This window comes from Kitasatospora purpeofusca (assembly GCF_042691725.1).
Classification (GTDB): domain Bacteria; phylum Actinomycetota; class Actinomycetes; order Streptomycetales; family Streptomycetaceae; genus Kitasatospora; species Kitasatospora purpeofusca_B.
On record NZ_CP170483.1, the window covers coordinates 2792390 to 2812891 of the forward strand.

A 20502-nucleotide genomic window follows, 5' to 3' on the forward strand; every position below is an offset into this window, starting at 1 on the left:
GCGGCCCTCGGGCTTTGCCGTACCCGTGTCCCCCTGTCCGCAGCGAACGTCAGGAGCCCACCGTGCAGCTGTCCGTCGACCCGGCCTCCGCCACTCCCCCGTACGAGCAGATCCGCGCCCAGATCGCCGAGCAGGCCCGCAGCGGCGAGCTGGCCACCGGGCTGCGGCTGCCCACCGTCCGCGCGCTGGCCGAGCGGCTCGGGCTGGCCGCCGGGACGGTCGCCCGCGCCTACCGGGAGCTGGAGGCGGACGGGGTGGTGGAGACGCACGGCCGGCGCGGCACCCTGATCGCCGCGGTCGGCGACTCCGCGCACCGGCTGGCCGCCGCGGCCGCCGCCGAGTACGCCGAGCGGGCCCGGCGGCTCGGGGTGTCCCCGGCGGACGCCCTGGCGGCCGTGGACGGCGCGCTGCGGGTGGCGTACCGGGACGGGCCCGCGGCGGGCTGAGCGGCCCTCAGAGCTGCGGGGCGATCATCCCGGTGGCGGGCGCCCGGGTCACCGGGGCGGTCGTGTCGACGGGGGCGCCGAGGGCGCTGTGCCCGACCCACTCGCTCCAGGCGATGTTCCAGTCCCCGAAGCCGTTGCCGAACGGCTCCATGGGCTTGCCGAGGCTGTTCACCACCGTCACCAGGTCCCCCACCCGGGTGTTCTGGTAGAACCAGCGGGCGTTCTCGGTGCTCATCCCGGTACAGCCGTGGCTGACGTTCTCCACGCCCTGGGAGCCCACCGACCAGGGCGCGGCGTGCACGTACTCGCCGCTCCAGGTCACCCGGGTGGCCCACTCGACGTCGAGGTCGTAGGCCTCCTGGCTGCCCGCCGCTATGCCGATCGTCTCGCCGCTCATCCGGACCTTGCGCTCCTGGCCCAGCACCACCTTGACGCCGTTGCGGGTGTCGAAGCCGGGCTTGCCGGTGGTCACCGGCATCGTGCGGACCGCCCGGCCGTCGCGCTTGAGGGTCAGCTCGTGCGCGGCCGCGTCCACCACCGTCTCGACGCGCTGGCCGATCCGCAGGGTTAGGGCGACGCGGTCGCCGCCGTACAGGCCGTCGGAGATCCGGCTGCCGGTGGCCTCGAAGGCCAGGCTGACGGCGGTGCCGTTGGGCCAGTACTCCTGGGGGCGGAAGTGCAGGTTCTTGTCGTCCACCCAGTACCAGCCGCCGGTGACGGCGGGCTGCGAGGTCACCGTCAGCGCGCGCTCCACCTCCTGGCGGGCCTGCGGGTCCTTGACGGCCTCGGAGAGCTGCACGGTGAGCGGCTGGCCCACGCCGTAGACGCCGCTGCCGGAGGAGTCCGGGCCGAGCTTGGCGGTCAGCAGGTGCTGGGCGGCCAGGGTGGAGAAGCCGGCGGTCGTCTCGCCTCGGCCGCCGCTGCCGTCGTCGGCGGCGATCCGCACGGTGTAGGCGGTGCCGGCCTTGAGCCGGCCGGTGGTCTGCCAGCTGCGCTGGTCCTCCGAGAGCCTTCCGGCGACCACCCGCCCGTCCGGGCCGACCACGGTGACGTCGGTCAGCCGGCTGCCCGGCTCGGCGGTCACCGTGAGCGGCTGGGACGGGTCCGCCCGCTCGGTGGCGGACAGGCGCACCAGCTCGGCGGCGTCGACCTTGCGGACCGCCTCGGCGACCTCCTCGCCGCCGGAGGTGCAGCCGGCCAGCGGGACCAGTACGACGAGGGCCAGCGTGATGCCGAGACCCGCGATTCCGCGTCTGTCGGCCATGACCGCCTCCCGGGGTTTCGCACGATTGGTCAGATCGTAGGAACCGCCTCCGGTGGAGCGACAACCGAACGGGGCGCTGTTGGGCCGGCAGGGTGAGGCCGTCACTCCGGGGACGCAACAGGGCCGGGCATCCCGTGCGGGATGCCCGGCCCTGTGCGAGGGAGCCAGCGCCTACTGGTTCTGGTTCTCGCCCCGGTAGAACTCGAAGACCCAGCCGAACAGGCCGATCAGGATGATCGGGAGCGACCAGAACATCAGCCACCAGCCGAAGATCACACCGAGGAAGGCGAGCGCGCCGCCGACCGCGAGCGAGAGCGGCTGCCAGCTGTGCGGGGCGAAGAAGCCCAGCTCGCCGGAGTCGTCCGCGACCTCGGCCTCGGGGTTGTCACCCGCGCCGCTGTCCACCCGGCGGGCGGTGAAGGCGAGGTAGTAGCCGATGAACGCGCAGAGCGCGAAGGCGAGGAACAGCGCGGTGGTGCCGGCTGCCTCGATGCCGTGGTCGGAGTTGTTGGTCCACAGGCCGTAGGTGACGGCCATGGCCAGCACGAAGACCGACAGGCCCAGGAAGATCTTGCCCTGTTCCTTCATCAGACGTCACCCTCCTTCTTGCCCTTGCCCAGCTGCGGGGCGTCGTACTTCGCCGGGGTCACACCGGCGAGGTGCTTGGCCGGCTCGCCGTGGTTCTCCAGGTAGTCCAGCGCGGCGATCTCCGGGTAGTGGAGGTCGAAGGCCGGGGATTCGGAGCGGATCCGGGGCAGGGTGAGGAAGTTGTGCCGCGGCGGCGGGCAGGAGGTCGCCCACTCCAGCGAACGGCCGTAGCCCCACGGGTCGTCGACCTCGACCTTCTCGCCGTACTTCGCCGTCTTCCACACGTTGTAGAGGAACGGCAGGATCGACAGGCCGAGCAGGAACGAGCCGATGGTCGAGACGGTGTTCAGGGTGGTGAACCCGTCGGCGGCCAGGTAGTCCGCGTAGCGGCGGGGCATGCCCTCCGCGCCGAGCCAGTGCTGCACCAGGAAGGTGGTGTGGAAGCCGAAGAACAGCGTCCAGAAGGTGACCTTGCCGAGGCGCTCGTCGAGCATCTTGCCGGTCATCTTCGGCCACCAGAAGTGGAAGCCGGCGAACATCGCGAAGACGACGGTGCCGAAGACCACGTAGTGGAAGTGGGCGACGACGAAGTACGAGTCCGAGACGTGGAAGTCGATCGGCGGGGAGGCCAGCAGGACACCGGTCAGACCACCGAAGAGGAAGGTGACCAGGAAGCCGACCGTCCAGAGCATCGGGGTCTCGAAGCTCAGCGAGCCCTTCCACATGGTGCCGACCCAGTTGAAGAACTTCACACCGGTCGGGACGGCGATGAGGAAGGTCATGAAGGAGAAGAACGGCAGTAGGACCTGTCCGGTGACGTACATGTGGTGGGCCCACACCGTCACGGACAGACCGGCGATCGCGATGGTGGCCGCGATCAGGCCGGAGTAGCCGAACATCGGCTTGCGGCTGAAGACCGGGATGATCTCCGACACGATGCCGAAGAACGGCAGCGCGATGATGTACACCTCGGGGTGGCCGAAGAACCAGAACAGGTGCTGCCAGAGCAGCGCGCCACCGTTGGCCGGGTCGAAGACGTGCGCCCCGAACTTGCGGTCCGCCTCCAGGGCGAACAGCGCGGCGGCCAGCACCGGGAAGGCCAGCAGGACCAGCACGGCGGTCAGCAGGACGTTCCAGACGAAGATCGACATCCGGAACATCGTCATGCCGGGCGCGCGCATGCAGATGATCGTGGTGATGAAGTTGACCGCACCGAGGATCGTGCCGAAGCCGGAGAAGGCCAGACCCATGATCCACATGTCCGCGCCGATGCCCGGCGAGCGGACCGCGTCCGAGAGCGGCGCGTAGGCGAACCAGCCGAAGTCGGCGGCGCCCTGCGGGGTGAGGAAGCCGGCCACGGCGATCAGCGAGCCGAACAGGTACAGCCAGTAGGCGAACATGTTCAGCCGCGGGAACGCGACGTCCGGCGCGCCGATCTGCAGCGGCATGATCCAGTTCGCGAAACCGGCGAACAGCGGCGTCGCGAACATCAGCAGCATAACCGTGCCGTGCATCGTGAACGCCTGGTTGAACTGCTCGTTCGACAGGATCTGGGTCCCGGGACGAGCCAGCTCGGCGCGCATGACCAGGGCGAGGATGCCGCCGATCAGGAAGAAGGCGAACGACGTGCCCAGGTACAGCGTGCCGATCGTCTTGTGGTCAGTGGTGGTGAGCCACTTGATGATGGTGGAACCCGGCTTCCGGGTCCGCTGCGCCCCGACCGTGACGGCCCCGGCGCCCCCGCCGGCCGCGGCGGGCTCGTTGAGGATGGTCACTTCTCTTCACTTCCCATGGTCGTGATGCCGGAGGGCACCGCGCCGGTCTGACCCTTGGCCCGCAGGTCCTTCAGGTGCTGGTCGTACTCGGCACGGTCGACGACCTTCACGTTGAACAGCATGCGCGAGTGGTCGACGCCGCAGAGCTCGGCGCACTTGCCCATGTACTCACCCTTGACGGTCGGGGTGACCTCGAACTTGTTGACCACACCCGGCACGACGTCCATCTTCATCATGAAGCTGATGGGCCAGAAGTCGTGGATCACGTCACGAGAGGTGAGGCGGAACTGCACCGTCTCGTCGACCGGCAGGTACAGCGTCGGCGGCTCGCCGGGGGTACCCACCTCGTACGCGGCCTCCTGGTTGGCCGGGTCCGGGTTCTCGGTGTTCTCGTAGTTGAACGCCCAGCTCCACTGGAAGCCCACCACGTTGACGGTGTGCTGCGGCTTCTCGGAGACGGCGATCAGCTTCGACTCGTCGCGGGCGACGAAGTAGAAGAGGACCGACACGATGATGATCGGGACCGCGGTGTAGAGCGCCTCGATGGGCACGTTGTACCGGGTCTGCGGGGGGACCTGCACACCGGTGCGGCTGCGCCGGTGGAAGATCACGCTCCAGATGATCAGACCCCACATCAGTACGCCGACCACCAGCGCCGCGATCCAGGAGCCCTGCCACATGTGGAGGACCATCGGCCCTTCCTTGGTGACGGGGCTCGGGAGGCCAAGCCTGGGGAGGTCGTTGGCCGAGCAGCCGGTGGCGGTCGCGATGACGAGGCCCAGTGCCAGCGCCTGAGGCAGCTTCCGCCGCATCGTGCGCCGCGGCGAGCGGTCGGAGCCGTTGGGACTCACGTAGCGCCTTCCCGAAGTCTCGCCCGCCTTCGCGTCGCCCCGGGGAGGCTTCCCCTCCTCGGCGACCCGTCCACGGGCACGGTTTGAATGCTTATGCGGGCCAAACCCTACTCCAGCCTTATGCGCTGCTGACGGGCAGGTCCCGGTAACGCGCCGCCCGAGCACCCGATCAGGCCCGGCAGGGGCTGCGCCGCAGGTCATCCTAGGCATTCGGGGTCCGTACGCCCGATCGGGGGATGACCTCGAACAACCTGCGTGACGCCCCGTCGGACGCGGACGATCCGGACATTCGGGGTGATCGACTGACGGTCGGTGAGCCCCCGTCGGAGCCCGGAACGCACCCGGGAGTGTCGTTAAATGTCAGCGTGTACTTCGATGTGGCCTCCACCGCACCACTCCACCCCGTCGCCCGGCAGGCGCTGACCGCCGCCCTCGACGAGGGATGGGCCGACCCGGCCCGGCTCTACCGCTCCGGGCGGCAGGCCCGGATGCTGCTCGACGCGGCCCGGGAGACCGTGGCCGAGGTGCTCGGCTGCCGGGCCGACGAGATCTCCTTCACCGCCAGCGGCACCCAGGCCGTCCAGCTCGGGATGCTGGGCGCGCTGCACGGCAACCGGCGGCGCGGCCGGCACCTGGTGCACTCCGCCGTCGAGCACTCCAGCGTGCTGCACACCGCGGACCGGCACCAGGGCGCGGGCGGCGAGGTCACCGCGGTGCCGGTGGACCGGCACGGCCGGGCCGACCCGGCGGCGTTCGCGGCGGCGCTGCGGCCGGACACCGCGCTCGCCGTGCTGCAGTCCGCCAACCACGAGGTGGGCACGGTGCAGCCGGTCGCCGAGACGGCCGCGCGCTGCGGGGACGTGCCGCTGCTGGTGGACGCCGCGCAGAGCGCCGGGCGGGTGGACGTGCCGGCCGGCTGGTCGCTGCTGGCCGCCAGTGCGCACAAGTGGGGCGGGCCGGCCGGGGTCGGGGTGCTCGCGGTGCGCAAGGGCGTGCGGTACGCCTCGCCGCTGCCCGCCGACGAGCGCGAGGGCGGCCGGGTGCCGGGGTACGTCAACGTCCCGGCGATCGTCGCGGCGGCGGCCTCGCTGCGGGCGGTGCGGGCCGAGGCGGCGCGGGAGAACGCCCGGCTGCACGAGCTGGTCGAGCGGATCCGGGCCCGGGTGCCGCGGCTGGTGCCCGCGGTCGAGGTGGTCGGCGACCCGGTGCGGCGGCTGCCGCACCTCGTCACCTTCTCCTGCCTGTACGTGGACGGCGAGGTGCTGCTGGGCGAGCTGGACCGGGCCGGGTTCGCCGTCTCCTCCGGCTCCTCGTGCACCTCCTCCACGCTGACCCCGAGCCATGTGCTGGCCGCGATGGGCGTGCTCACCGAGGGCAACGTCCGGGTCTCGCTGCCGTTCGGCACCGCCGAGGCGGACGTCGAGCGGTTCCTGGCCGTCCTGCCGGAGGTGGTGGCCGGCGTCCGCGCCCCGCTGGGGCTGGACCTGGCGCCGCCGGCCGGCGGGGAGGGCCTCCCGGCCGCCGGGCCACGGGAGGGTGCCGGCGCCGGGTCGGAGCACCCGGAGACGAGCGGGCCAATCACCGACCCGCTCGTCCTGGACGCCCTCGGCAAGCGCTGCCCGCTGCCGGTGATCGAGCTGGCGAAGCGGATCGGCGAGGTGCCGGTGGGCGGGACGGTCGTGGTGCTGGCCGACGACGAGGCCGCCCGGCTGGACGTGCCGGCCTGGTGCGGGATGCGCGGCCAGGAGTACCTGGGCGAGGCCCCGGCCGCCGAGTACGGCGGCGACCGGGGTTCGGCCTACCTGGTGCGGCGGGTCAGTTGACCAGGTGCGCGCGGACCTCGGCGCCGGCCTCGTCGCCGTAGGCGGCGACGAAGCGCTGCAGGAAGTCGTGCGGGCGCAGCTCGTACTCCTGGGTGCCGACGGTCTCGATCACCAAGGTGGCGAGCATGCAGCCGAGCTGGGCGGAGCGCTCCAGCTCCAGGTCCCAGGAGAGGCCGGCCAGGAAGCCGGCGCGGAAGGCGTCGCCGACACCGGTCGGGTCCACCTTGGCGTTCTCGGGGGCGCAGCCGACCAGCACCGGGGACTCGCCCTTGCGGTCGATCCGGACGCCCTTGCTGCCCAGGGTGGTGATCCGGGTGCCGACCCGGGTGAGGATCTCCTCGGAGTCCCAGCCGGTCTTGGACTCGATCAGCGCGGCCTCGTACTCGTTGGTGAAGAGGTACGCGGCGCCGTCGACGATCTGGCGGATGTCGTGGCCGTCGAGCCGGGCCAGCTGCTGGGAGGGGTCGGCGGCGAAGGCGTAGCCGCGGGTGCGGCACTCCTGGGTGTGGCGGACCATCGCCTGCGGGTCGTCGGCGCCGATCAGCACCAGGTCGAGGCCGCCGACGCGGTCGGCGATCGGCTCCAGCTCGATGTTGCGGGCCTCGGCCATGGCGCCGGTGTAGAACGAGGCGATCTGGTTGTGGTCCTCGTCCGTGGTGCACATGAAGCGCGCGGTGTGCCGGGTCTCGGAGATGTGGACCGAGCGGCAGTCCACGTTGTTGCGCTCCAGCCAGCTGCGGTACTCCGCGAAGTCCGCGCCGGCCGCGCCGACCAGGACCGGGCGCAGGCCCAGCACTCCCATGCCGAAGGCGATGTTCGGCGCGACGCCGCCGCGGCGGATGTCGAGGGTGTCGACCAGGAAGGACAGCGACACGGTGTGCAGCTGCTCGGCGACCAGCTGGTCGGCGAACCGGCCGGGGAAGGTCATCAGGTGGTCGGTCGCGATCGAGCCGGCGACGGCGATACGCACGGGGTCTCCTCAGGATGGCGGCGGGGCCATGGGACAACGGGTGGAACCCACCCACGGTACCCGGCGGGGGCGGGGCGCCAGCAAGACAGCGGGGCGCCGCTCCCCCGTCCGCTGTCACCCGTCGGCCCCGAACGTGTACTACCAAGGGGTAGCCCTGGTGGGCTCCGGTCCGCCCGGCCTAGGGTCGCAGGAAGGGGCCTTCCCGGCCCCGCCCAGGCCGTGGCGCCGCTGCCGCGGCACCGGTGGATCGGAGTTGATGGCCGATGATGCCCAGTCACCACCCCCTGCGGGTTCCGCCCGCCCCGGTCGGCGACGCGGACGGCGAGTCGTTGGACGCGCTGGTGGACTCCTCGCGCCGGCTGCGGCGGTTCTGGCCGCTGCTGGCGACCGGCCAGCCGGACAGCGCGCCGGTCCGGTCCGGGTTCCGCGTCCCCTCCGGGGCGCAGCGGCTGGTCGCGGCGATGCCCGAGTACGGCCCCTGAGCCGCAGCTCCCCGGTCCATGGGCCGGGGGCGGCGGGTGGACGGGAACCGGAATCGTCCGGCGCACGTCACATCCGCGCGGTGCGGCCGGTACGGCGCGCCGCTGAACCCTCGGGAGGATGTGCAGATGGATCTGGAGACCATGCCCCGGCGTTCCGGCCGGGTGCGCGCGACGGCCCTGGCGGGCCTGGCGCTGGCGGTGGTGGCCGTCCTGGCCGGGTGCGGCAGCGGGACGAAGGCCGGTGCGGACGCGGTGCCCGCCGGCGCGGAGCCGACGCCGAGCGCGTCCGGCTCCCCCGGGGCGGCCACCGGCGCCGGCCAGGCCACGGCATCCGTCCCGTCCGCCCCGGCTTCGGTGACGCCGCCGCCGTCCGACCCGTCGGCCACCGCGCCCGACCCGCGGCCGGCCACTCCGGGCGCGGCCACCAGGGCCCCGGTCCCGGCCCTGACCCCGACCCCGGCGCCCACTCCCCCGGGCGCGGGCGGCAACGGCATCGCGGTGGGCGAGCCGGCGCCGAACGGGTCCGGGAACGGCTCGGCGGTACACCCGGCGGTGACCTACCGGGCGGACGGCAGCCACTTGACGGTCTGGTTCTACGGCGGGGTCTGCGAGCGGTACGCGCTCAAGGCGGACGAGTCCAAGCCGGGCCGGGTGGACATCCGGGTGACCACGGCGGCGCCGGTGCCGGCCGGGCAGGACTGCATCGCGGTGGCAGAGCGGCAGACGGTGGCGGCCGACCTGAAGCAGCCGTTGCAGGGCCGGGCGGTGACCGACCTGGCGACCGGCCGGGAGGTGCCGCTGGAGGCGGACCCGCAGATCGGCCCCGACCCGGCGGCCCCGGACATCCCGGGCGCCCCGTGACGCCGTGACCGGTGCCCGGACACGACGAAGGCGGCCCCGGGAAGATCCGGGGCCGCCTTCGCGTCAGGCCGTTAGCTGAACGAGTCGCCGCAGGCGCAGGAGCCGGTGGCGTTCGGGTTGTCGATCGTGAAGCCCTGCTTCTCGATGGTGTCGACGAAGTCGACGGTGGCGCCGCCCAGGTACGGGGCGCTCATCCGGTCGGTGACGACCTTGACGCCGTCGAAGTCCTTGAGCACATCGCCGTCGAGCGAGCGCTCGTCGAAGAACAGCTGGTAACGCAGGCCGGAGCAGCCGCCGGGCTGGACGGCAACCCGCAGCGCGAGGTCGTCCCGGCCTTCCTGCTCCAGCAGGGCCTTGACCTTGCCTGCGGCGGCATCGGTGAGGAGGATGCCACTCTCGACAGTGGTCTCGTCCTGGACGGTCATCTGCTTTCTCCCGGTCTTGGCGACGGTCTACCGCCAGTACCAACCGATGGCCGCCCGGTTTCATTTCCCGGGACGGCACGTTGTTCTCGGAGGCCTCGTGGCGGCGGGTTTCCGTGGGCCGGGCGTGCACCCGCTCCCCATACGCTCCCCATGCTCGCACACCGGCGGACCCCGGTCACCGCCCGAGCGGACCGATCGGGGGGAACCGGCCACGTGGCGGCGCCCCGACGGCCAGGATGGTGGGCATGATCCTGCGCCCGGTCCAGGACACCGCCGCCGACGCGGAGGCCGTCCAGCTCCTCGCCCGCGCCGCCTGCGGCTCCCCCGCCGCCGCGGACCGGCCGCCGGTCCACCAGCGGGCCCGGACGAGGCACCTGGCGCGCACCGATCCGCAGGGCTGCTGGCTGGCCGAACAGGACGGCGAGCCGGTCGGCGCGGTGCTCTCGCTGCGCCGCGAGGGCGTCTGGGTGCTGGCGCTGCTGGCGGTGGCCCCGCGGGCGCAGGGCAAGGGGCTGGGCCGGCTGCTGCTGGAGCGGGCCGCCGCGCACGGGCGCGGCTGCCTGCGCGGGATGCTGCGCGCGCCGTCCTCCCCGGCGGCCGTGCGCCGCTTCCGGCTCGCCGGGTTCACGCTGTACCCGGCGATGCGGCTGACCGGGCGGGTGGACCGGGCCGGACTGGTCGATCCCGGGGACATCCCGGTGCACCCGGGCGGCGCCGCCCAGCTCCACCTGCTGGACTCGGTGGACCGGCGGCTGCGCGGCTCCGCGCACGGGCCGGACCACGGGCTGCTGCTGGCCCACTGCGAGGAGCTGCTGATCGCGGACGCGCTGGCGGGCAGCGGCTACTGCTACCGGGACGGCGGTGAGGTGCGGCTGCTGGCGGCCACCTCGAAGCGGATCGCCACCCGGCTGCTGCGCGAGGCGCTGGCCCGGGTTCCGGAGGGCGTCGAGGCCCGGGTGGAGTGCCTGACCGCGGAGCAGGAGTGGGCGCTGGACGTCGGTCTCGAGGTGGGGCTGGCCGTGGAGAGCGGGGGCTTCGTGGGGCTGCGCGGGATGCGCCCGCCGGCGCCGTACGTGCCGGATCCGGCGCTGCTGTGACGAACGGCGGACCCCCGCCGGGCCGGGGCCGGGCGGGGGTCCGTCGGTGCGTGCGGCACGCCGTGGTCACGCCATGGTGTCGAGGATCTCCCGGACCATCTCCATGGTGGTGCCCGGGTGCAGGAAGGCGAAGCGGGCGACCGTCTCGCCGTCCCAGCCGGTGGGGGTGACGAAGCCGATCTGGTCCGCGAGCAGCTGCTGCGACCAGCGGTAGTAGTCGTCGTTCGTCCAGCCCTTGCGCTTGAAGCAGACCGCGGAGAGCTGCGGGTCGACCAGCAGCTCCAGGTGGTCGGTGTCGCGGATCAGCCGCGCGGTCTCGCGGGCGAGCGTGAGGCCGGCCTCGATGGCGTCGGTGTACGCCTGGACGCCGTGCACGGCGAGCGAGAACCAGAGCGGCAGGCCGCGGGCGCGCCGGGTCAGGTGGTAGGCGTAGTCGGTGGGGTTCCACTCGTCGCCCTCGGTGTGCAGGACGTCCAGGTAGGAGGCGTCCTGGGTGTGCACGGCGCGGGCGAGCTGGGGGTTGCGGTAGATCAGCGCGGCGCAGTCGAACGGCGCGAAGAGCCACTTGTGCGGGTCGACGACGAAGGAGTCGGCGTGCTCGATGCCGTTGTAGCGCTCCCGGACGGAGGGGGCGAACAGGCCCGCGCCGCCGTAGGCGCCGTCCACGTGGAACCAGAGGCCGCGCTCGCGGGCGACCTCGGCCAGGCCCTGGAGGTCGTCGACGATGCCCTCGTTGGTGGTGCCGGCGGTGCCGACGACGGCGATCACGGTCTCCGGGTTCGGGTCGGCGGCCAGGGCGGCGCGCAGTGCCTCGCCGGTGAACCGCCGGTCGACGGTCGGCACCTTGAACGCCTCGACGCCGATGATGTTGAAGGTGTTCTTGACCGAGGAGTGCACCTGGTCGGCGACGGCGATCCGCAGCCGGGCCTCCGGCCCGACGCCCAGGCGGCGGCGGGCGGTGTCGCGGGCGACCACCAGGGCGGAGAGGTTGCCGGCCGAGCCGCCGGAGACGAAGGTGCCGCCGGCCGAGTCGGGCATGCCCGCGCGGTCCGCCATCAGGCGCAGCACCTGGTTCTCGGCGGCGATCGCGCCGGCCGCCTCCAGCCAGGAGATGCCCTGGAGGGAGGCGCAGGAGACGACCATGTCGAAGAGCAGCGCGGCCTTGGTGGGGGCGCACGGGATGAAGGAGAGGTAGCGCGGGCTGTCGGCGGAGATCACCGCGCGGGAGAGCTCGTGGTCGTAGAGCTTGAGCACGTCGGCCGCGTTGTTGCCGTCCTGGTTGAGCAGGCCGGACAGCTGGGCGCGCAGGTGCTCGCCGTCACCGGGGTGGTCGAGCGGGACCGGGTCGTACTGCAGCCGCTCGCGCATGTAGTCGAAAACCAGGTCGACCAGGTCGCTGTCGGGCCGGTGCATGCGGTCGGGGGCTGCGGACACGGGGGTCCCTCTCGGCTGTGGGGTGTCGGGGAGGGTCCGGCGGCACGGGGGTCGCCACCGCACGGCCGGACGTGATCAGCGTAGGCAGCGACGGGCCCGCTCCGCGCGTCGGAACGCGGCTGGTCAGGCAGCTTTCGGGCGTCTTCGGCGGGCGGCGCGCAGGATTCCTGCGCGGGCCCCGGAGGAGGTCAGCCGATGAGCTGGGAGAGGACCACGGAGGAGCGGCTGCGCTGGACGCCGGGCTCGCGGCGGATCCGCTCGATGACCGCCTCCAGGTGCCGCATGTCGGCGGCCCGCAGGTGGACCAGCGCGTCCGGGTCGCCGGTGACCGTCCAGGCGGCGACCACCTCGGGGAACTGGCGCAGGCTGGCGAGGATCTCCTCGGGGGCGGTCCGCTCGCGGCAGTAGACCTCGACGAAGGCCTCGGTCTGCCAGCCGAGCACCGAGGGGTCGAGCACCACGGTGAAGCCGCGGACCACCCCGCGCGCCCGCAGCCGGTCGATCCGGCGGCGCACGGCGGTGGCGGAGAGGTTCACCTGGAGGCCGATCTCCGCGTAGGAGGCGCGGCCGTCCCCGGCCAGCCGGGCGAGGAGGAGGCGGTCGGTCTCGTCCAGGGAGGCCCCGACCGTCTCGTGCGCTCGGCTGCTGCTCATCGGTGCGGGGCTCCACGGGTCGTGCGGCGTCGGGAACGGCGGCGGGACGGCGGCGGCCCGCCGAAACGGTTCGGCAACCATTCTGGCGGATGTCAGGAGTGAGTCCACCGCTGACGGATGACGCAGGGGGCGTCCGCGCGTCCGCCGGCGGTCAGTCCACGAGCAGGACGATCTTGCCCCGGGTCCGGCCCTCCGCGCTGAGCGCCTGCGCCGAGGCGGCCTGGGCGAGCGGGAAGGTGGAGGCGACCGTCACGGTCAGCCGCCCGTCGTCGGCGAGCGCGGCCAGCTCGGCCAGCCCGGCGGCGTCCGGACGGACCCAGACGTACCGGCCGCCGCGCGCCCTGACGCCGAAGTCGGCGACCGAGGCGATCCGCGCCGGATCGGCGACCAGAGCGGCCGAGACCTCGACGGCGTCTCCGCCGACCAGGTCCACCGCGGCGTCCACGCCCCGCGGGGCGAGCGCCCGGACCCGGTCGGCCAGGCCCTCGCCGTGCCGGACCGGCTCGGCGCCCAGGGAGCGCAGGTAGTCGTGGTTGCGCTCGCCGGCGGTGCCGATCACCCGGGCGCCGAAGGCCCTGGCGAGCTGGACGGCCAGGTGCCCGACCCCGCCGGCGGCGGCGTGCACCAGGACGGTGTCCCCGGCGCCGGCGCCCACCGCCCGCAGCGCCTGGAGGGCGGTGAGCCCGGCCAGCGGCAGCCCGCCGGCCTGCGCCCAGTCCAGCGCGGCCGGCTTGCGGGCCAGGGTGCGGACCGGCGCGGCGACCAGCTCGGCGTAGGTGCCGTGCTCGACCGCGTCCTTGCGGACGTAGCCGTAGACCTCGTCGCCGGGGGCGAACTCGGTGACCCCGCCGCCCACCGCGCGGACCACCCCCGCCGCGTCCCAGCCCATCACCAGCGGGAAGTGCGCGTCGAGCAGGCCGTCCAGCCGGCCCTCCCGCACCTTCCAGTCGACCGGGTTCACCCCGGCCGCCCTGACCTGCACCAGGACCGAGTCCGGACCGACCTTCGGATCGGGCAGGTCGGTGTACTCGACCACCTCGGGGCCGCCGTAGCGGTGGATCGCGATTGCCTTCATGCCACCAGCGAAACCCGGACGGGTCGGGATCTCGATTCGGCCACGCCGTCGGCGCGTGGGAAGGCTCCGAACCGGCGAGCGGTTCTCGTCACATCGACAGGATGGCCATCGTCACTCTGACGCTAACCGGTTATCATAGATTGCGTCAGATAGACGAAAAGGCTGCACCGCTTGATCGGCCGCACAGAAGGGCACCCGCCCGTGACCACCACCATCACCGAGACCTACGGCGTCGACCCCACCCCGACGCCGCTCGCTCTGCTGCTGCTCGGCCGCGAGGCCGACCCGAACAGCGAGCGCGGCGTCGAGTGCCCCGGCGACCTCCCCCCGGCCTCCGACCCGGACCTCGTCGAGCGCGCCCGGGCGGCCAAGGCCGCGCTGGGCGACCGCGTCTTCATCCTGGGCCACCACTACCAGCGCGACGAGGTGATCGAGTTCGCCGACGTCACCGGCGACTCCTTCAAGCTCGCCCGCGACGCGGCGGCCCGCCCGGAGGCCGAGTACATCGTCTTCTGCGGTGTGCACTTCATGGCCGAGTCGGCCGACATCCTCACCGGCGACGCCCAGCAGGTCGTGCTGCCGGACCTCGCCGCCGGCTGTTCGATGGCCGACATGGCCACCGCCGAGCAGGTCGCCGAGTGCTGGGACGTGCTGACCGACGCCGGCATAGCCGACGTCACCGTCCCGGTGTCGTACATGAACTCCTCCGCCGACATCAAGGCCTTCACCGGCCGGCACGGCGGCACCATCTGCACCTCCTCCAACGCCAAGCGGGCGCTGGAGTGGGCCTTCGAGCAGGGGCAGAAGGTGCTCTTCCTGCCGGACCAGCACCTGGGCCGCAACACCGCGGTGCGGGACATGGGCCTCTCGCTGGACGACTGCGTCGTCTACAACCCGCACAAGCCGAACGGCGGCCTGACCGCCGAGCAGCTGCGGGACGCGAAGATGATCCTCTGGCGCGGCCACTGCTCGGTGCACGGCCGGTTCACCCTGGACTCGGTGAACGACGTGCGCGAGCGGATCCCCGGCGTCACCGTCCTGGTGCACCCGGAGTGCCGGCACGAGGTCGTCGCGGCCGCCGACATGGTGGGCTCGACCGAGTACATCATCAAGGCGCTGGACGCCGCCGAGCCCGGCTCGAAGTGGGCCATCGGCACCGAGCTGAACCTGGTCCGCCGGCTCGCCAAGGCCCACCCGGACAAGGAGATCGTCTTCCTGGACCGGGCGGTCTGCTTCTGCTCCACCATGAACCGGATCGACCTGCCGCACCTGGTCTGGGCGCTGGAGTCGCTGGTCGAGGGCCGGGTGCCGAACGTGATCAGCGTCGACCCGGAGACCGAGAAGCACGCCAAGGCGGCGCTGGACCGGATGCTGGCCCTGCCGTAGCGGTCCCGCCGCACGGGCGGCACGGACGAAGGGCGGGCCCCCTCCCCGGTGGGAGGGGGCCCGCCCCTGTGTCTGGCCGAGACGGCGACTACTCGGGAACGCCCGGGATGAGGCCGTCACCCTCGGCCCGCAGCAGCTCGCGGACCTCGTCGATGCTGGCCTCGGCGTCCGGCAGGATCAGGTCGGACGGCTCCAGGGAGTCGACCGGCAGCGGGGTGCCGAACGTCTTGACGGCCGCCAGCAGCTCGCCGAGCGCCCCGCGGAAGTGTTCCTCGTCCCCCGATTCCAGTGCGGTGAGGAGCTCCTCGTCGAGCTCGTTGAGCCGGTTGAGGTGGGACTCGCCCACCTCGAACTGCCCCTCACCCATGACCCTCATGATCATGCCGTGCGTCTCCCTGTTCCTCGGGGATGCCCCGGAAGTGCTCCGGGGCGGAGCTCAGGTCACTTGTTGTAGTTGATCCGCGGGGTGTCCTGCTGCTGCGGCGGCGCGGCGTCCTGCTGGCGGCCCTGCTCGATCGCCTGCGGGCCGGAGGCCGGGGAGCCGCCGGTGAGCTCGGCCTTCATCCGGGCCAGCTCCAGCTCGACGTCGGAACCGCCGGCCACCCGCTCCAGCTCGGCCTCGATGTCGTCCTTGCGGCCGAGACCGCTGGCGTCGTCGAGCGCGCCGGAAGCCAGCAGCTCGTCGATCGCACCGGCCCGGGCCTGCATCTGCGCGGTCTTGTCCTCGGCCCGCTGGATCGCGAGACCGACGTCGCCCATCTCCTCCGAGATGCCGGAGAAGGACTCGGCGATCCGGGTCTGCGCCTGGGCCGCGGTGTAGGTGGCCTTGATGGTCTCCTTCTTGGTGCGGAAGGCGTCCACCTTGGCCTGAAGCCGCTGGGAGGCGAGCGTGAGCTTCTCCTCCTCGGCCTGGAGCTGCTGGTACTGCACCTGCAGGTCGTTGATCTGGGACTGCATGTTCGCCTTGCGGGTCAGGGCCTCGCGGGCGAGGTCCTCCCGACCGAGCGAGAGCGCCTTGCGTCCCTGGTCCTCGTACTTCGACGACTGCTGCTGCAGCTGGGTCAGCTGAAGCTCCAGGCGCTTGCGCGAGGTGGCCACGTCCGCGACGCCACGCCGCACCTTCTGCAGCAGCTCCAGCTGCTTCTGGTACGAATAATCCAGCGTCTCGCGCGGGTCTTCCGCCCGATCCAGGGCCTTGTTCGCCTTGGAGCGGAAGATCAGCCCCATACGCTTCATGATTCCGTCGCTCATGGGCCTGGGTGCCCCCTTCTCCGGCCTGCGGTCTCTATCTCGTTACCAGACACGACGAGTGTATGTGCAGCGAGCCCGTCGCCGCAGTGCACCTGCCTGCAACAAGCCTGCTACAGGTCGGTCCCGCAAAGCCTCCTCCGCGGGGTGGATCCCGCTCTCGTTCCACCCGCCGGTCAGTGGAGTGATCCCCTACGGGGAACCCCGGGGAAACCCGGGAGCGTGCTCCCGGGACGCGATCGATATGCGTTTGGTTCCCGGGCGGCCGGAGGAAGCCGCCCCGCACCCCGTAGGCTGGTGGTGTGTTCCGACGCCGTTCAGATGATGCCGCTGCCTCCGCCGCCGTGCTGGAGAAGCAGGACGAGACGACCCAGCCCCGCGACCCGCAGGCGAAGAAGGGCCGGCCCACGCCCAAGCGCAGTGATGCCGAGGCCAACCGGCGGACCCGGGTGAGCGTGCCCAAGGACCGCAAGGAGGCCAGCCGCCAGGCCCGCGAGCGGATGCGTGCCGAGCGCGAGAAGCAGCGCACCGCGCTGCTGGAGGGCGACGAGCGCCACCTGCCGGCCCGTGACAAGGGCCCGGTGCGCAAGTTCACCCGCGACTACGTGGACGCCCGCTGGTCGCTGGCCGAGTTCTTCCTGCCGGCCGCGGTGCTCATCCTGGTGCTCAGCATCGTCAAGGTGCCGGCCCTCCAGCTGCTCTCCACGCTGCTGTTCCTGCTCTTCTTCGTCCTGGTCGTCCTGGACTTCGTCCGGCTCGGCTTCGGCCTGCGCAAGCAGCTCGCCGAGCGCTTCGCCGGGCAGAACACCCGCGGGGCGGTCGCCTACGGCCTGATGCGCATCCTTCAGATGCGCCGGCTGCGACTGCCCAAGCCGCAGGTGCGGCGCGGGGAGAAGCCCTGACCGCCGAACCGGTGGACTCCGGCTGGGCCCCTCCCGCCTGGGACGGGCCCGGCCTCTACGCGCTCCCCGGTCAGGGCGGCGGCGGCCACGACCGGGTCGCCCAGGAGCGCGACGGCCACGACCGCGGCGGGTACGAGCGCGGCGGGTACGGGCTGACCGGGTACGAGCGGCGGCTGCCCTCGCGCAGCGGCTCCTTCGCCGGCGCCGGCGCGTCCCCCGGGCGGGCCGGCTCCCTGCGCAACCTCGTCCGGCAGGAGATGGTCGCCCGGCAGCTCGCCGAGCAGCTCGCCGGCCGCGACGCGCAGCGCGTCCTGGACATCGGCTGCGGCCAGGGCACCCAGGCGCTGCGGCTGGCCCGGGCCGGCCACTACGTCACCGGCATCGACTCCGACCCGGCCGCGCTCGGCGTCGCCCAGGAGGCGCTCGCCGAGGAGGTCGGGGCGGTGCGGGAGCGGGTCCAGCTGCTGATCGGCGACGGGCACCAGTGCGGGCGCTGGTTCGGGGCGCGCAGCTTCGACGCCGTGCTCTGCCACGGCGTGCTGATGTACCTGCCGGACCCCGATCCGATGATCGCCTCGCTGGCCCGGCTGCTCGCCCCCGGCGGGCTGCTCTCGCTGGTGGTCCGCAACCGCGACGCGCTCGCCCTGCGGCCCGCCGCCGCCGGCGACTGGCGCGCCGCCCTGGACGCCTTCGAGAGCGACCGGTACTACAACCGGCTCGGGCTGGCGGCCCGCGCCGACCGGATCACCGACCTCGCCGTCACCCTCTCCGAGGTGTCCGTGCCGCTGCGGCACTGGTACGGCGTGCGGGTCTTCACCGACCACGCCCCCGACGACGCACCGCCGGTCGACGGCCGGCAGCTCGCCCAGCTGCTGGAGGCCGAGGAGCGGGCCGGCCGCACCGACCCGTACCGACGGGTCGCCGCGCTGCTGCACGTCGTCGGGATGAAGTAGCCCCGGAGCCGGCCCGGCCCCGGGGCCACCGCGCGGCGGCTCAGTCCTCGTGCAGGCTCATCGTGTAGACCTCGCGGCCGTCGTCCAGCAGCACGGCGCGGTCCACACCGTCCTCGGTGAGCTGCTTCCAGTTCTCCCCGATCCAGGTCTCCGCGTCCCCCTGGCCGGCGAACTCCTCCGCCTGACCGCTGTCCGGGGCCACCACAGTGCCGTCCGCCTTCTCGTACCGCCACGTCCAGACCATGCCCGGCTCCTCCCGCCGACGACCAGCGATGCGCTGTGAGCGCACCCTAAGCCCTCAGGTTGCCCGGCCGGATCTTCGGTATGCGCGGTGCGCGAGGATGGGGGGCATGACAGCTGACGCCCCGCTCCCCCGCACGCTCCTCCTCGGCGGCGCCCGGTCCGGCAAGTCCACCAGGGCCGAGCAGCTGCTCGCCCACCACGAGGACGTGCTGTACGTCGCCACCGGCGGCACCCGGGACGGCGACGCCGAGTGGGCGCAGCGGGTCGCGCTGCACCGGGAACGGCGCCCGGCGAGCTGGCGCACCGCCGAGACCTGCGACCTGGAGGCGGTCCTCGGCGACAGCGCCGACCCGGCGCCGGTGCTGGTCGACTGCCTGGCGCTGTGGCTCACCGCCGTGATGGACGAGTGCGGCGCCTGGGACGACGCGCGCTGGGCGGACGGCGGCGAGGCCGCGGTGCAGCGGCGCTGCGCGGCGCTGGCGGCGGCCTGGGCCGGCACCCGGCGGCAGGCGGTGGCGGTCAGCAACGAGGTCGGGATGGGCGTCGTCCCGGCCACCGCGGCCGGCCGCCGGTTCCGCGACACCCTGGGCCGGCTCAACATGGCGGTCGCCGACGCCTCCGAGCGTGTGCTGCTGGTGGTGGCGGGGCAGGTCCTCACGGTCAAGCCCGCCGTTGGCTGAACATCCTCGCCCGCTCACCTCCGTACCGCTCCGACCCGGCGCCGACGGCCGGCGGGCACGGCGCCACCTCCTTCGTCGGCGGCTCGGCCCTTCTCCCTTTCGGCACCGACGCACCCCTCCGGTGAACATCCGCGGCGTGTAGCCTTCCGGACGATGGACACGACCGTGGATCTCGATACGTTCTCCTCGCTCGTCGAGCGCCCCGACGAGAGCGCCCGGCGCGCCGCCGAGGAGCGGTGGCAGGAGCTGGACCGGCCCCGCAACGGCCTCGGCAGGCTGGAGGAGCTGGGCGCCTGGCTGTCGTCCGTGCAGGGGCGCTCCCCGGTGCGGCCGCTGTCGGCGCCCAAGGTGGTGCTGTTCGCGGCCGACCACGGGGTGGCCCGCCTCGGGGTGTCCAGGCTGCCCGCGCAGGGCGGCACGGCGGCACGGGTGCGGGCCGTGCTCGACGGCACCGCGCCGGTCGCGCTGCTCGCCCGGCGCTTCGGTGCCGGGGTGCGGGTGGTGGACGTGGCGGTCGACGCCGACGTCACCGACTTCCCCGGCGAGGTGACGGAGCACCGGGTGCGGCGCGGCTCCGGGCGGATCGACGCCGAGGACGCGCTGAGCCCCGAGGAGACCGCCAAGGCCTTCCGGGCCGGCATGGCGGTGGCCGACGAGGAGGCCGACGCCGGGACCGACCTGGTGGTGCTGGGCGACCTCGGGGTCGGCTCGACCACGGTCGCGGCGGTGCTGGTCGGCGCGCTCTGCGGCACGGACGCGGCGGCGGTCACCGGGCGCGGCTCGGGCATCGACGACCGGGTGTGGATGGTCAAGTGCGCGACGGTGCGGGACTCGCTGCGGCGGGCCCGGCCGGTGCTGGGCGACCAGCTGGCGCTGCTCGGGGCCACCGGCGGGGCGGACTTCGCGGCGATCACCGGCTTCCTGCTGCAGGCCGCGGTGCGCAAGCTGCCGGTGGTGCTGGACGGAGTGGTCTCGGCGGCCTGCGCGCTGGTCGCGCAGCGGATCGCGTTCCGGGCGCCGGAGTGGTGGCGGGCCGGGCAGACCAGCGGTGAGCCGGCGCAGGCGAAGGCGTACGACCGGCTGACCCTGACGCCGCTGCAGGAGCAGGGGATCACCATGGGCGAGGGGGTCGGCGCGCTGATGGCGCTGCCGCTGCTCCAGGCGGCGGCGGACACGCTGGCCGAGGAGGTGCCGGAGACCTTCGCGCCGGCGGTGCCGAAGGAGCCGGCGCGGCTGCCGACGGCGGCGGAGCTGCTGGGGAAGCTGTAGGAGGAGTGGGGGCCCGGGTCCCGTCGGTGATGACGGGGTCCGGGCCCTTCGGCTGTGCGCGGGGTCCCGGTGTGCTG

Annotated in this window: 21 protein-coding genes and 1 pseudogene; 10 read left to right on the plus strand and 12 right to left on the minus strand. The window is 73.2% G+C overall.

Annotation, left to right across the window (positions count from 1 at the left end; all coding sequences use genetic code 11):
• Nucleotides 1-62 precede the first annotated feature (62 nt).
• Nucleotides 63-446 carry a GntR family transcriptional regulator gene (locus ACFCLZ_RS11560; protein ID WP_380284794.1) on the plus strand — a complete coding sequence of 128 codons (384 nt, stop codon included), beginning with the start codon at nucleotides 63-65 and terminating at the stop codon, nucleotides 444-446.
• A gap of 7 nt (nucleotides 447-453) precedes the next feature.
• On the opposite strand, the gene ACFCLZ_RS11565 is transcribed toward ACFCLZ_RS11560, so the two are convergent.
• The 4 genes from ACFCLZ_RS11565 to coxB form a co-directional block, all read right to left on the minus strand.
• Nucleotides 454-1710 carry an Ig-like domain-containing protein gene (locus ACFCLZ_RS11565; protein ID WP_380284795.1) on the minus strand — a complete coding sequence of 419 codons (1257 nt, stop codon included), beginning with the start codon at nucleotides 1708-1710 and terminating at the stop codon, nucleotides 454-456.
• 171 nt (nucleotides 1711-1881) lie between these two features.
• Nucleotides 1882-2298 carry a cytochrome c oxidase subunit 4 gene (locus tag ACFCLZ_RS11570; RefSeq protein WP_380284796.1) on the minus strand — a complete coding sequence of 139 codons (417 nt, stop codon included), beginning with the start codon at nucleotides 2296-2298 and terminating at the stop codon, nucleotides 1882-1884.
• Nucleotides 2298-4073, minus strand: a complete 1776-nt coding sequence (gene ctaD / locus ACFCLZ_RS11575) for a cytochrome c oxidase subunit I (protein ID WP_380284797.1) — start codon at nucleotides 4071-4073, stop codon at nucleotides 2298-2300. The genes ACFCLZ_RS11570 and ctaD overlap by 1 nt, the downstream gene beginning before the upstream one ends.
• Complete coding sequence (coxB, locus tag ACFCLZ_RS11580) at nucleotides 4070-4924, minus strand: cytochrome c oxidase subunit II (protein ID WP_380284798.1); 855 nt, start codon at nucleotides 4922-4924, stop codon at nucleotides 4070-4072. Before coxB ends, ctaD begins: the two co-directional genes overlap by 4 nt.
• Nucleotides 4925-5289: 365 nt before the next feature.
• Between coxB and ACFCLZ_RS11585 the strand changes: the two genes are divergently transcribed.
• Nucleotides 5290-6747: a cysteine desulfurase/sulfurtransferase TusA family protein gene (locus tag ACFCLZ_RS11585; RefSeq protein ID WP_380284799.1), complete on the plus strand. Its 1458-nt coding sequence runs from the start codon at nucleotides 5290-5292 to the stop codon at nucleotides 6745-6747.
• Here the strand turns inward: ACFCLZ_RS11585 and ACFCLZ_RS11590 are convergent.
• On the minus strand, nucleotides 6740-7717 hold the full coding sequence (locus ACFCLZ_RS11590; RefSeq protein WP_380284800.1) for a carbohydrate kinase family protein: 978 nt from the start codon (nucleotides 7715-7717) through the stop codon (nucleotides 6740-6742). The two genes, ACFCLZ_RS11585 and ACFCLZ_RS11590, sit on opposite strands and share 8 nt — an antisense overlap.
• Before the next feature lie 263 nt (nucleotides 7718-7980).
• Here ACFCLZ_RS11590 and ACFCLZ_RS11595 point away from each other — a divergent pair, with 263 nt between their 5' ends.
• Nucleotides 7981-8199: a hypothetical protein gene (locus ACFCLZ_RS11595; protein WP_380284801.1), complete on the plus strand. Its 219-nt coding sequence runs from the start codon at nucleotides 7981-7983 to the stop codon at nucleotides 8197-8199.
• Between the two features lie 126 nt (nucleotides 8200-8325).
• Nucleotides 8326-9060 carry a hypothetical protein gene (locus ACFCLZ_RS11600; protein ID WP_380284802.1) on the plus strand — a complete coding sequence of 245 codons (735 nt, stop codon included), beginning with the start codon at nucleotides 8326-8328 and terminating at the stop codon, nucleotides 9058-9060.
• Between the two features lie 71 nt (nucleotides 9061-9131).
• Here ACFCLZ_RS11600 and ACFCLZ_RS11605 read toward each other — a convergent pair whose 3' ends face one another.
• The gene (locus ACFCLZ_RS11605; RefSeq protein WP_380223702.1) at nucleotides 9132-9485 is read right to left on the minus strand and encodes a HesB/IscA family protein; all 354 of its coding nucleotides are present in this window, start codon (nucleotides 9483-9485) and stop codon (nucleotides 9132-9134) included.
• Nucleotides 9486-9730: 245 nt separating this feature from the next.
• Here ACFCLZ_RS11605 and ACFCLZ_RS11610 point away from each other — a divergent pair, with 245 nt between their 5' ends.
• Entirely contained in the window at nucleotides 9731-10582 is an 852-nt protein-coding gene (locus ACFCLZ_RS11610) for a GNAT family N-acetyltransferase (protein WP_380284803.1), read from the plus strand.
• 66 nt (nucleotides 10583-10648) lie between these two features.
• On the opposite strand, the gene ACFCLZ_RS11615 is transcribed toward ACFCLZ_RS11610, so the two are convergent.
• From ACFCLZ_RS11615 to ACFCLZ_RS11625, 3 genes are all read right to left on the minus strand, one after another.
• A complete protein-coding gene (locus ACFCLZ_RS11615) occupies nucleotides 10649-12016 on the minus strand; it encodes a pyridoxal phosphate-dependent decarboxylase family protein (RefSeq protein WP_380284804.1) in 1368 nt (455 codons plus the stop codon).
• 188 nt (nucleotides 12017-12204) lie between these two features.
• On the minus strand, nucleotides 12205-12669 hold the full coding sequence (locus ACFCLZ_RS11620) for an Lrp/AsnC family transcriptional regulator (protein WP_344345500.1): 465 nt from the start codon (nucleotides 12667-12669) through the stop codon (nucleotides 12205-12207).
• 151 nt (nucleotides 12670-12820) lie between these two features.
• The gene (locus ACFCLZ_RS11625) at nucleotides 12821-13744 is read right to left on the minus strand and encodes an NADP-dependent oxidoreductase (RefSeq protein ID WP_380284805.1); all 924 of its coding nucleotides are present in this window, start codon (nucleotides 13742-13744) and stop codon (nucleotides 12821-12823) included.
• A 201-nt stretch (nucleotides 13745-13945) separates the two neighbouring features.
• Here ACFCLZ_RS11625 and nadA point away from each other — a divergent pair, with 201 nt between their 5' ends.
• Nucleotides 13946-15130 (plus strand): quinolinate synthase NadA, encoded by a 1185-nt coding sequence (gene nadA, locus ACFCLZ_RS11630; protein ID WP_380284806.1) that lies wholly within the window; start codon nucleotides 13946-13948, stop codon nucleotides 15128-15130.
• Between the two features lie 88 nt (nucleotides 15131-15218).
• Here the strand turns inward: nadA and ACFCLZ_RS11635 are convergent, their stop codons facing one another.
• Both ACFCLZ_RS11635 and ACFCLZ_RS11640 read right to left on the minus strand, forming a co-directional pair.
• Complete coding sequence (locus ACFCLZ_RS11635; RefSeq protein ID WP_380284807.1) at nucleotides 15219-15512, minus strand: hypothetical protein; 294 nt, start codon at nucleotides 15510-15512, stop codon at nucleotides 15219-15221.
• A 59-nt stretch (nucleotides 15513-15571) separates the two neighbouring features.
• Nucleotides 15572-16381: a PspA/IM30 family protein gene (locus ACFCLZ_RS11640; RefSeq protein ID WP_380284808.1), complete on the minus strand. Its 810-nt coding sequence runs from the start codon at nucleotides 16379-16381 to the stop codon at nucleotides 15572-15574.
• 299 nt (nucleotides 16382-16680) lie between these two features.
• On the opposite strand from ACFCLZ_RS11640, the gene ACFCLZ_RS11645 reads away from it, so the two are divergent.
• A complete protein-coding gene (locus ACFCLZ_RS11645) occupies nucleotides 16681-17280 on the plus strand; it encodes a DUF3043 domain-containing protein (RefSeq protein WP_380284809.1) in 600 nt (199 codons plus the stop codon).
• Between the two features lie 257 nt (nucleotides 17281-17537).
• Nucleotides 17538-18233: a class I SAM-dependent methyltransferase gene (locus ACFCLZ_RS11650; protein ID WP_380286144.1), complete on the plus strand. Its 696-nt coding sequence runs from the start codon at nucleotides 17538-17540 to the stop codon at nucleotides 18231-18233.
• 40 nt (nucleotides 18234-18273) lie between these two features.
• Here ACFCLZ_RS11650 and ACFCLZ_RS11655 read toward each other — a convergent pair whose 3' ends face one another.
• Complete coding sequence (locus tag ACFCLZ_RS11655) at nucleotides 18274-18477, minus strand: hypothetical protein (RefSeq protein ID WP_380284810.1); 204 nt, start codon at nucleotides 18475-18477, stop codon at nucleotides 18274-18276.
• Between the two features lie 130 nt (nucleotides 18478-18607).
• Here ACFCLZ_RS11655 and cobU point away from each other — a divergent pair.
• Both cobU and ACFCLZ_RS11665 read left to right on the plus strand, forming a co-directional pair.
• Nucleotides 18608-19156, plus strand: a pseudogene (cobU, locus tag ACFCLZ_RS11660) (bifunctional adenosylcobinamide kinase/adenosylcobinamide-phosphate guanylyltransferase); the annotation flags it as partial.
• A gap of 153 nt (nucleotides 19157-19309) precedes the next feature.
• Nucleotides 19310-20425, plus strand: a complete 1116-nt coding sequence (locus ACFCLZ_RS11665; RefSeq protein WP_380284811.1) for a nicotinate-nucleotide--dimethylbenzimidazole phosphoribosyltransferase — start codon at nucleotides 19310-19312, stop codon at nucleotides 20423-20425.
• Nucleotides 20426-20502 lie beyond the last annotated feature (77 nt).

What these genes read in the sequence shown, in the direction of transcription:
- ACFCLZ_RS11600 (WP_380284802.1), top strand. Translation starts at nt 8,326, where the DNA reads ATGGATCTGGAGACCATGCCCCGGCGTTCCGGCCGGGTGCGCGCGACG.
- ACFCLZ_RS11570 (WP_380284796.1), bottom strand. Translation starts at nt 2,298, where the DNA reads ATGAAGGAACAGGGCAAGATCTTCCTGGGCCTGTCGGTCTTCGTGCTG.
- ACFCLZ_RS11595 (WP_380284801.1), top strand. Translation starts at nt 7,981, where the DNA reads ATGATGCCCAGTCACCACCCCCTGCGGGTTCCGCCCGCCCCGGTCGGC.
- ACFCLZ_RS11625 (WP_380284805.1), bottom strand. Translation starts at nt 13,744, where the DNA reads ATGAAGGCAATCGCGATCCACCGCTACGGCGGCCCCGAGGTGGTCGAG.
- ACFCLZ_RS11665 (WP_380284811.1), top strand. Translation starts at nt 19,310, where the DNA reads ATGGACACGACCGTGGATCTCGATACGTTCTCCTCGCTCGTCGAGCGC.
- ACFCLZ_RS11605 (WP_380223702.1), bottom strand. Translation starts at nt 9,485, where the DNA reads ATGACCGTCCAGGACGAGACCACTGTCGAGAGTGGCATCCTCCTCACC.
- ACFCLZ_RS11650 (WP_380286144.1), top strand. Translation starts at nt 17,538, where the DNA reads ATGGTCGCCCGGCAGCTCGCCGAGCAGCTCGCCGGCCGCGACGCGCAG.
- ACFCLZ_RS11655 (WP_380284810.1), bottom strand. Translation starts at nt 18,477, where the DNA reads ATGGTCTGGACGTGGCGGTACGAGAAGGCGGACGGCACTGTGGTGGCC.
- ACFCLZ_RS11565 (WP_380284795.1), bottom strand. Translation starts at nt 1,710, where the DNA reads ATGGCCGACAGACGCGGAATCGCGGGTCTCGGCATCACGCTGGCCCTC.
- ACFCLZ_RS11620 (WP_344345500.1), bottom strand. Translation starts at nt 12,669, where the DNA reads ATGAGCAGCAGCCGAGCGCACGAGACGGTCGGGGCCTCCCTGGACGAG.
- ACFCLZ_RS11640 (WP_380284808.1), bottom strand. Translation starts at nt 16,381, where the DNA reads ATGAGCGACGGAATCATGAAGCGTATGGGGCTGATCTTCCGCTCCAAG.
- ACFCLZ_RS11635 (WP_380284807.1), bottom strand. Translation starts at nt 15,512, where the DNA reads ATGATCATGAGGGTCATGGGTGAGGGGCAGTTCGAGGTGGGCGAGTCC.
- ACFCLZ_RS11610 (WP_380284803.1), top strand. Translation starts at nt 9,731, where the DNA reads ATGATCCTGCGCCCGGTCCAGGACACCGCCGCCGACGCGGAGGCCGTC.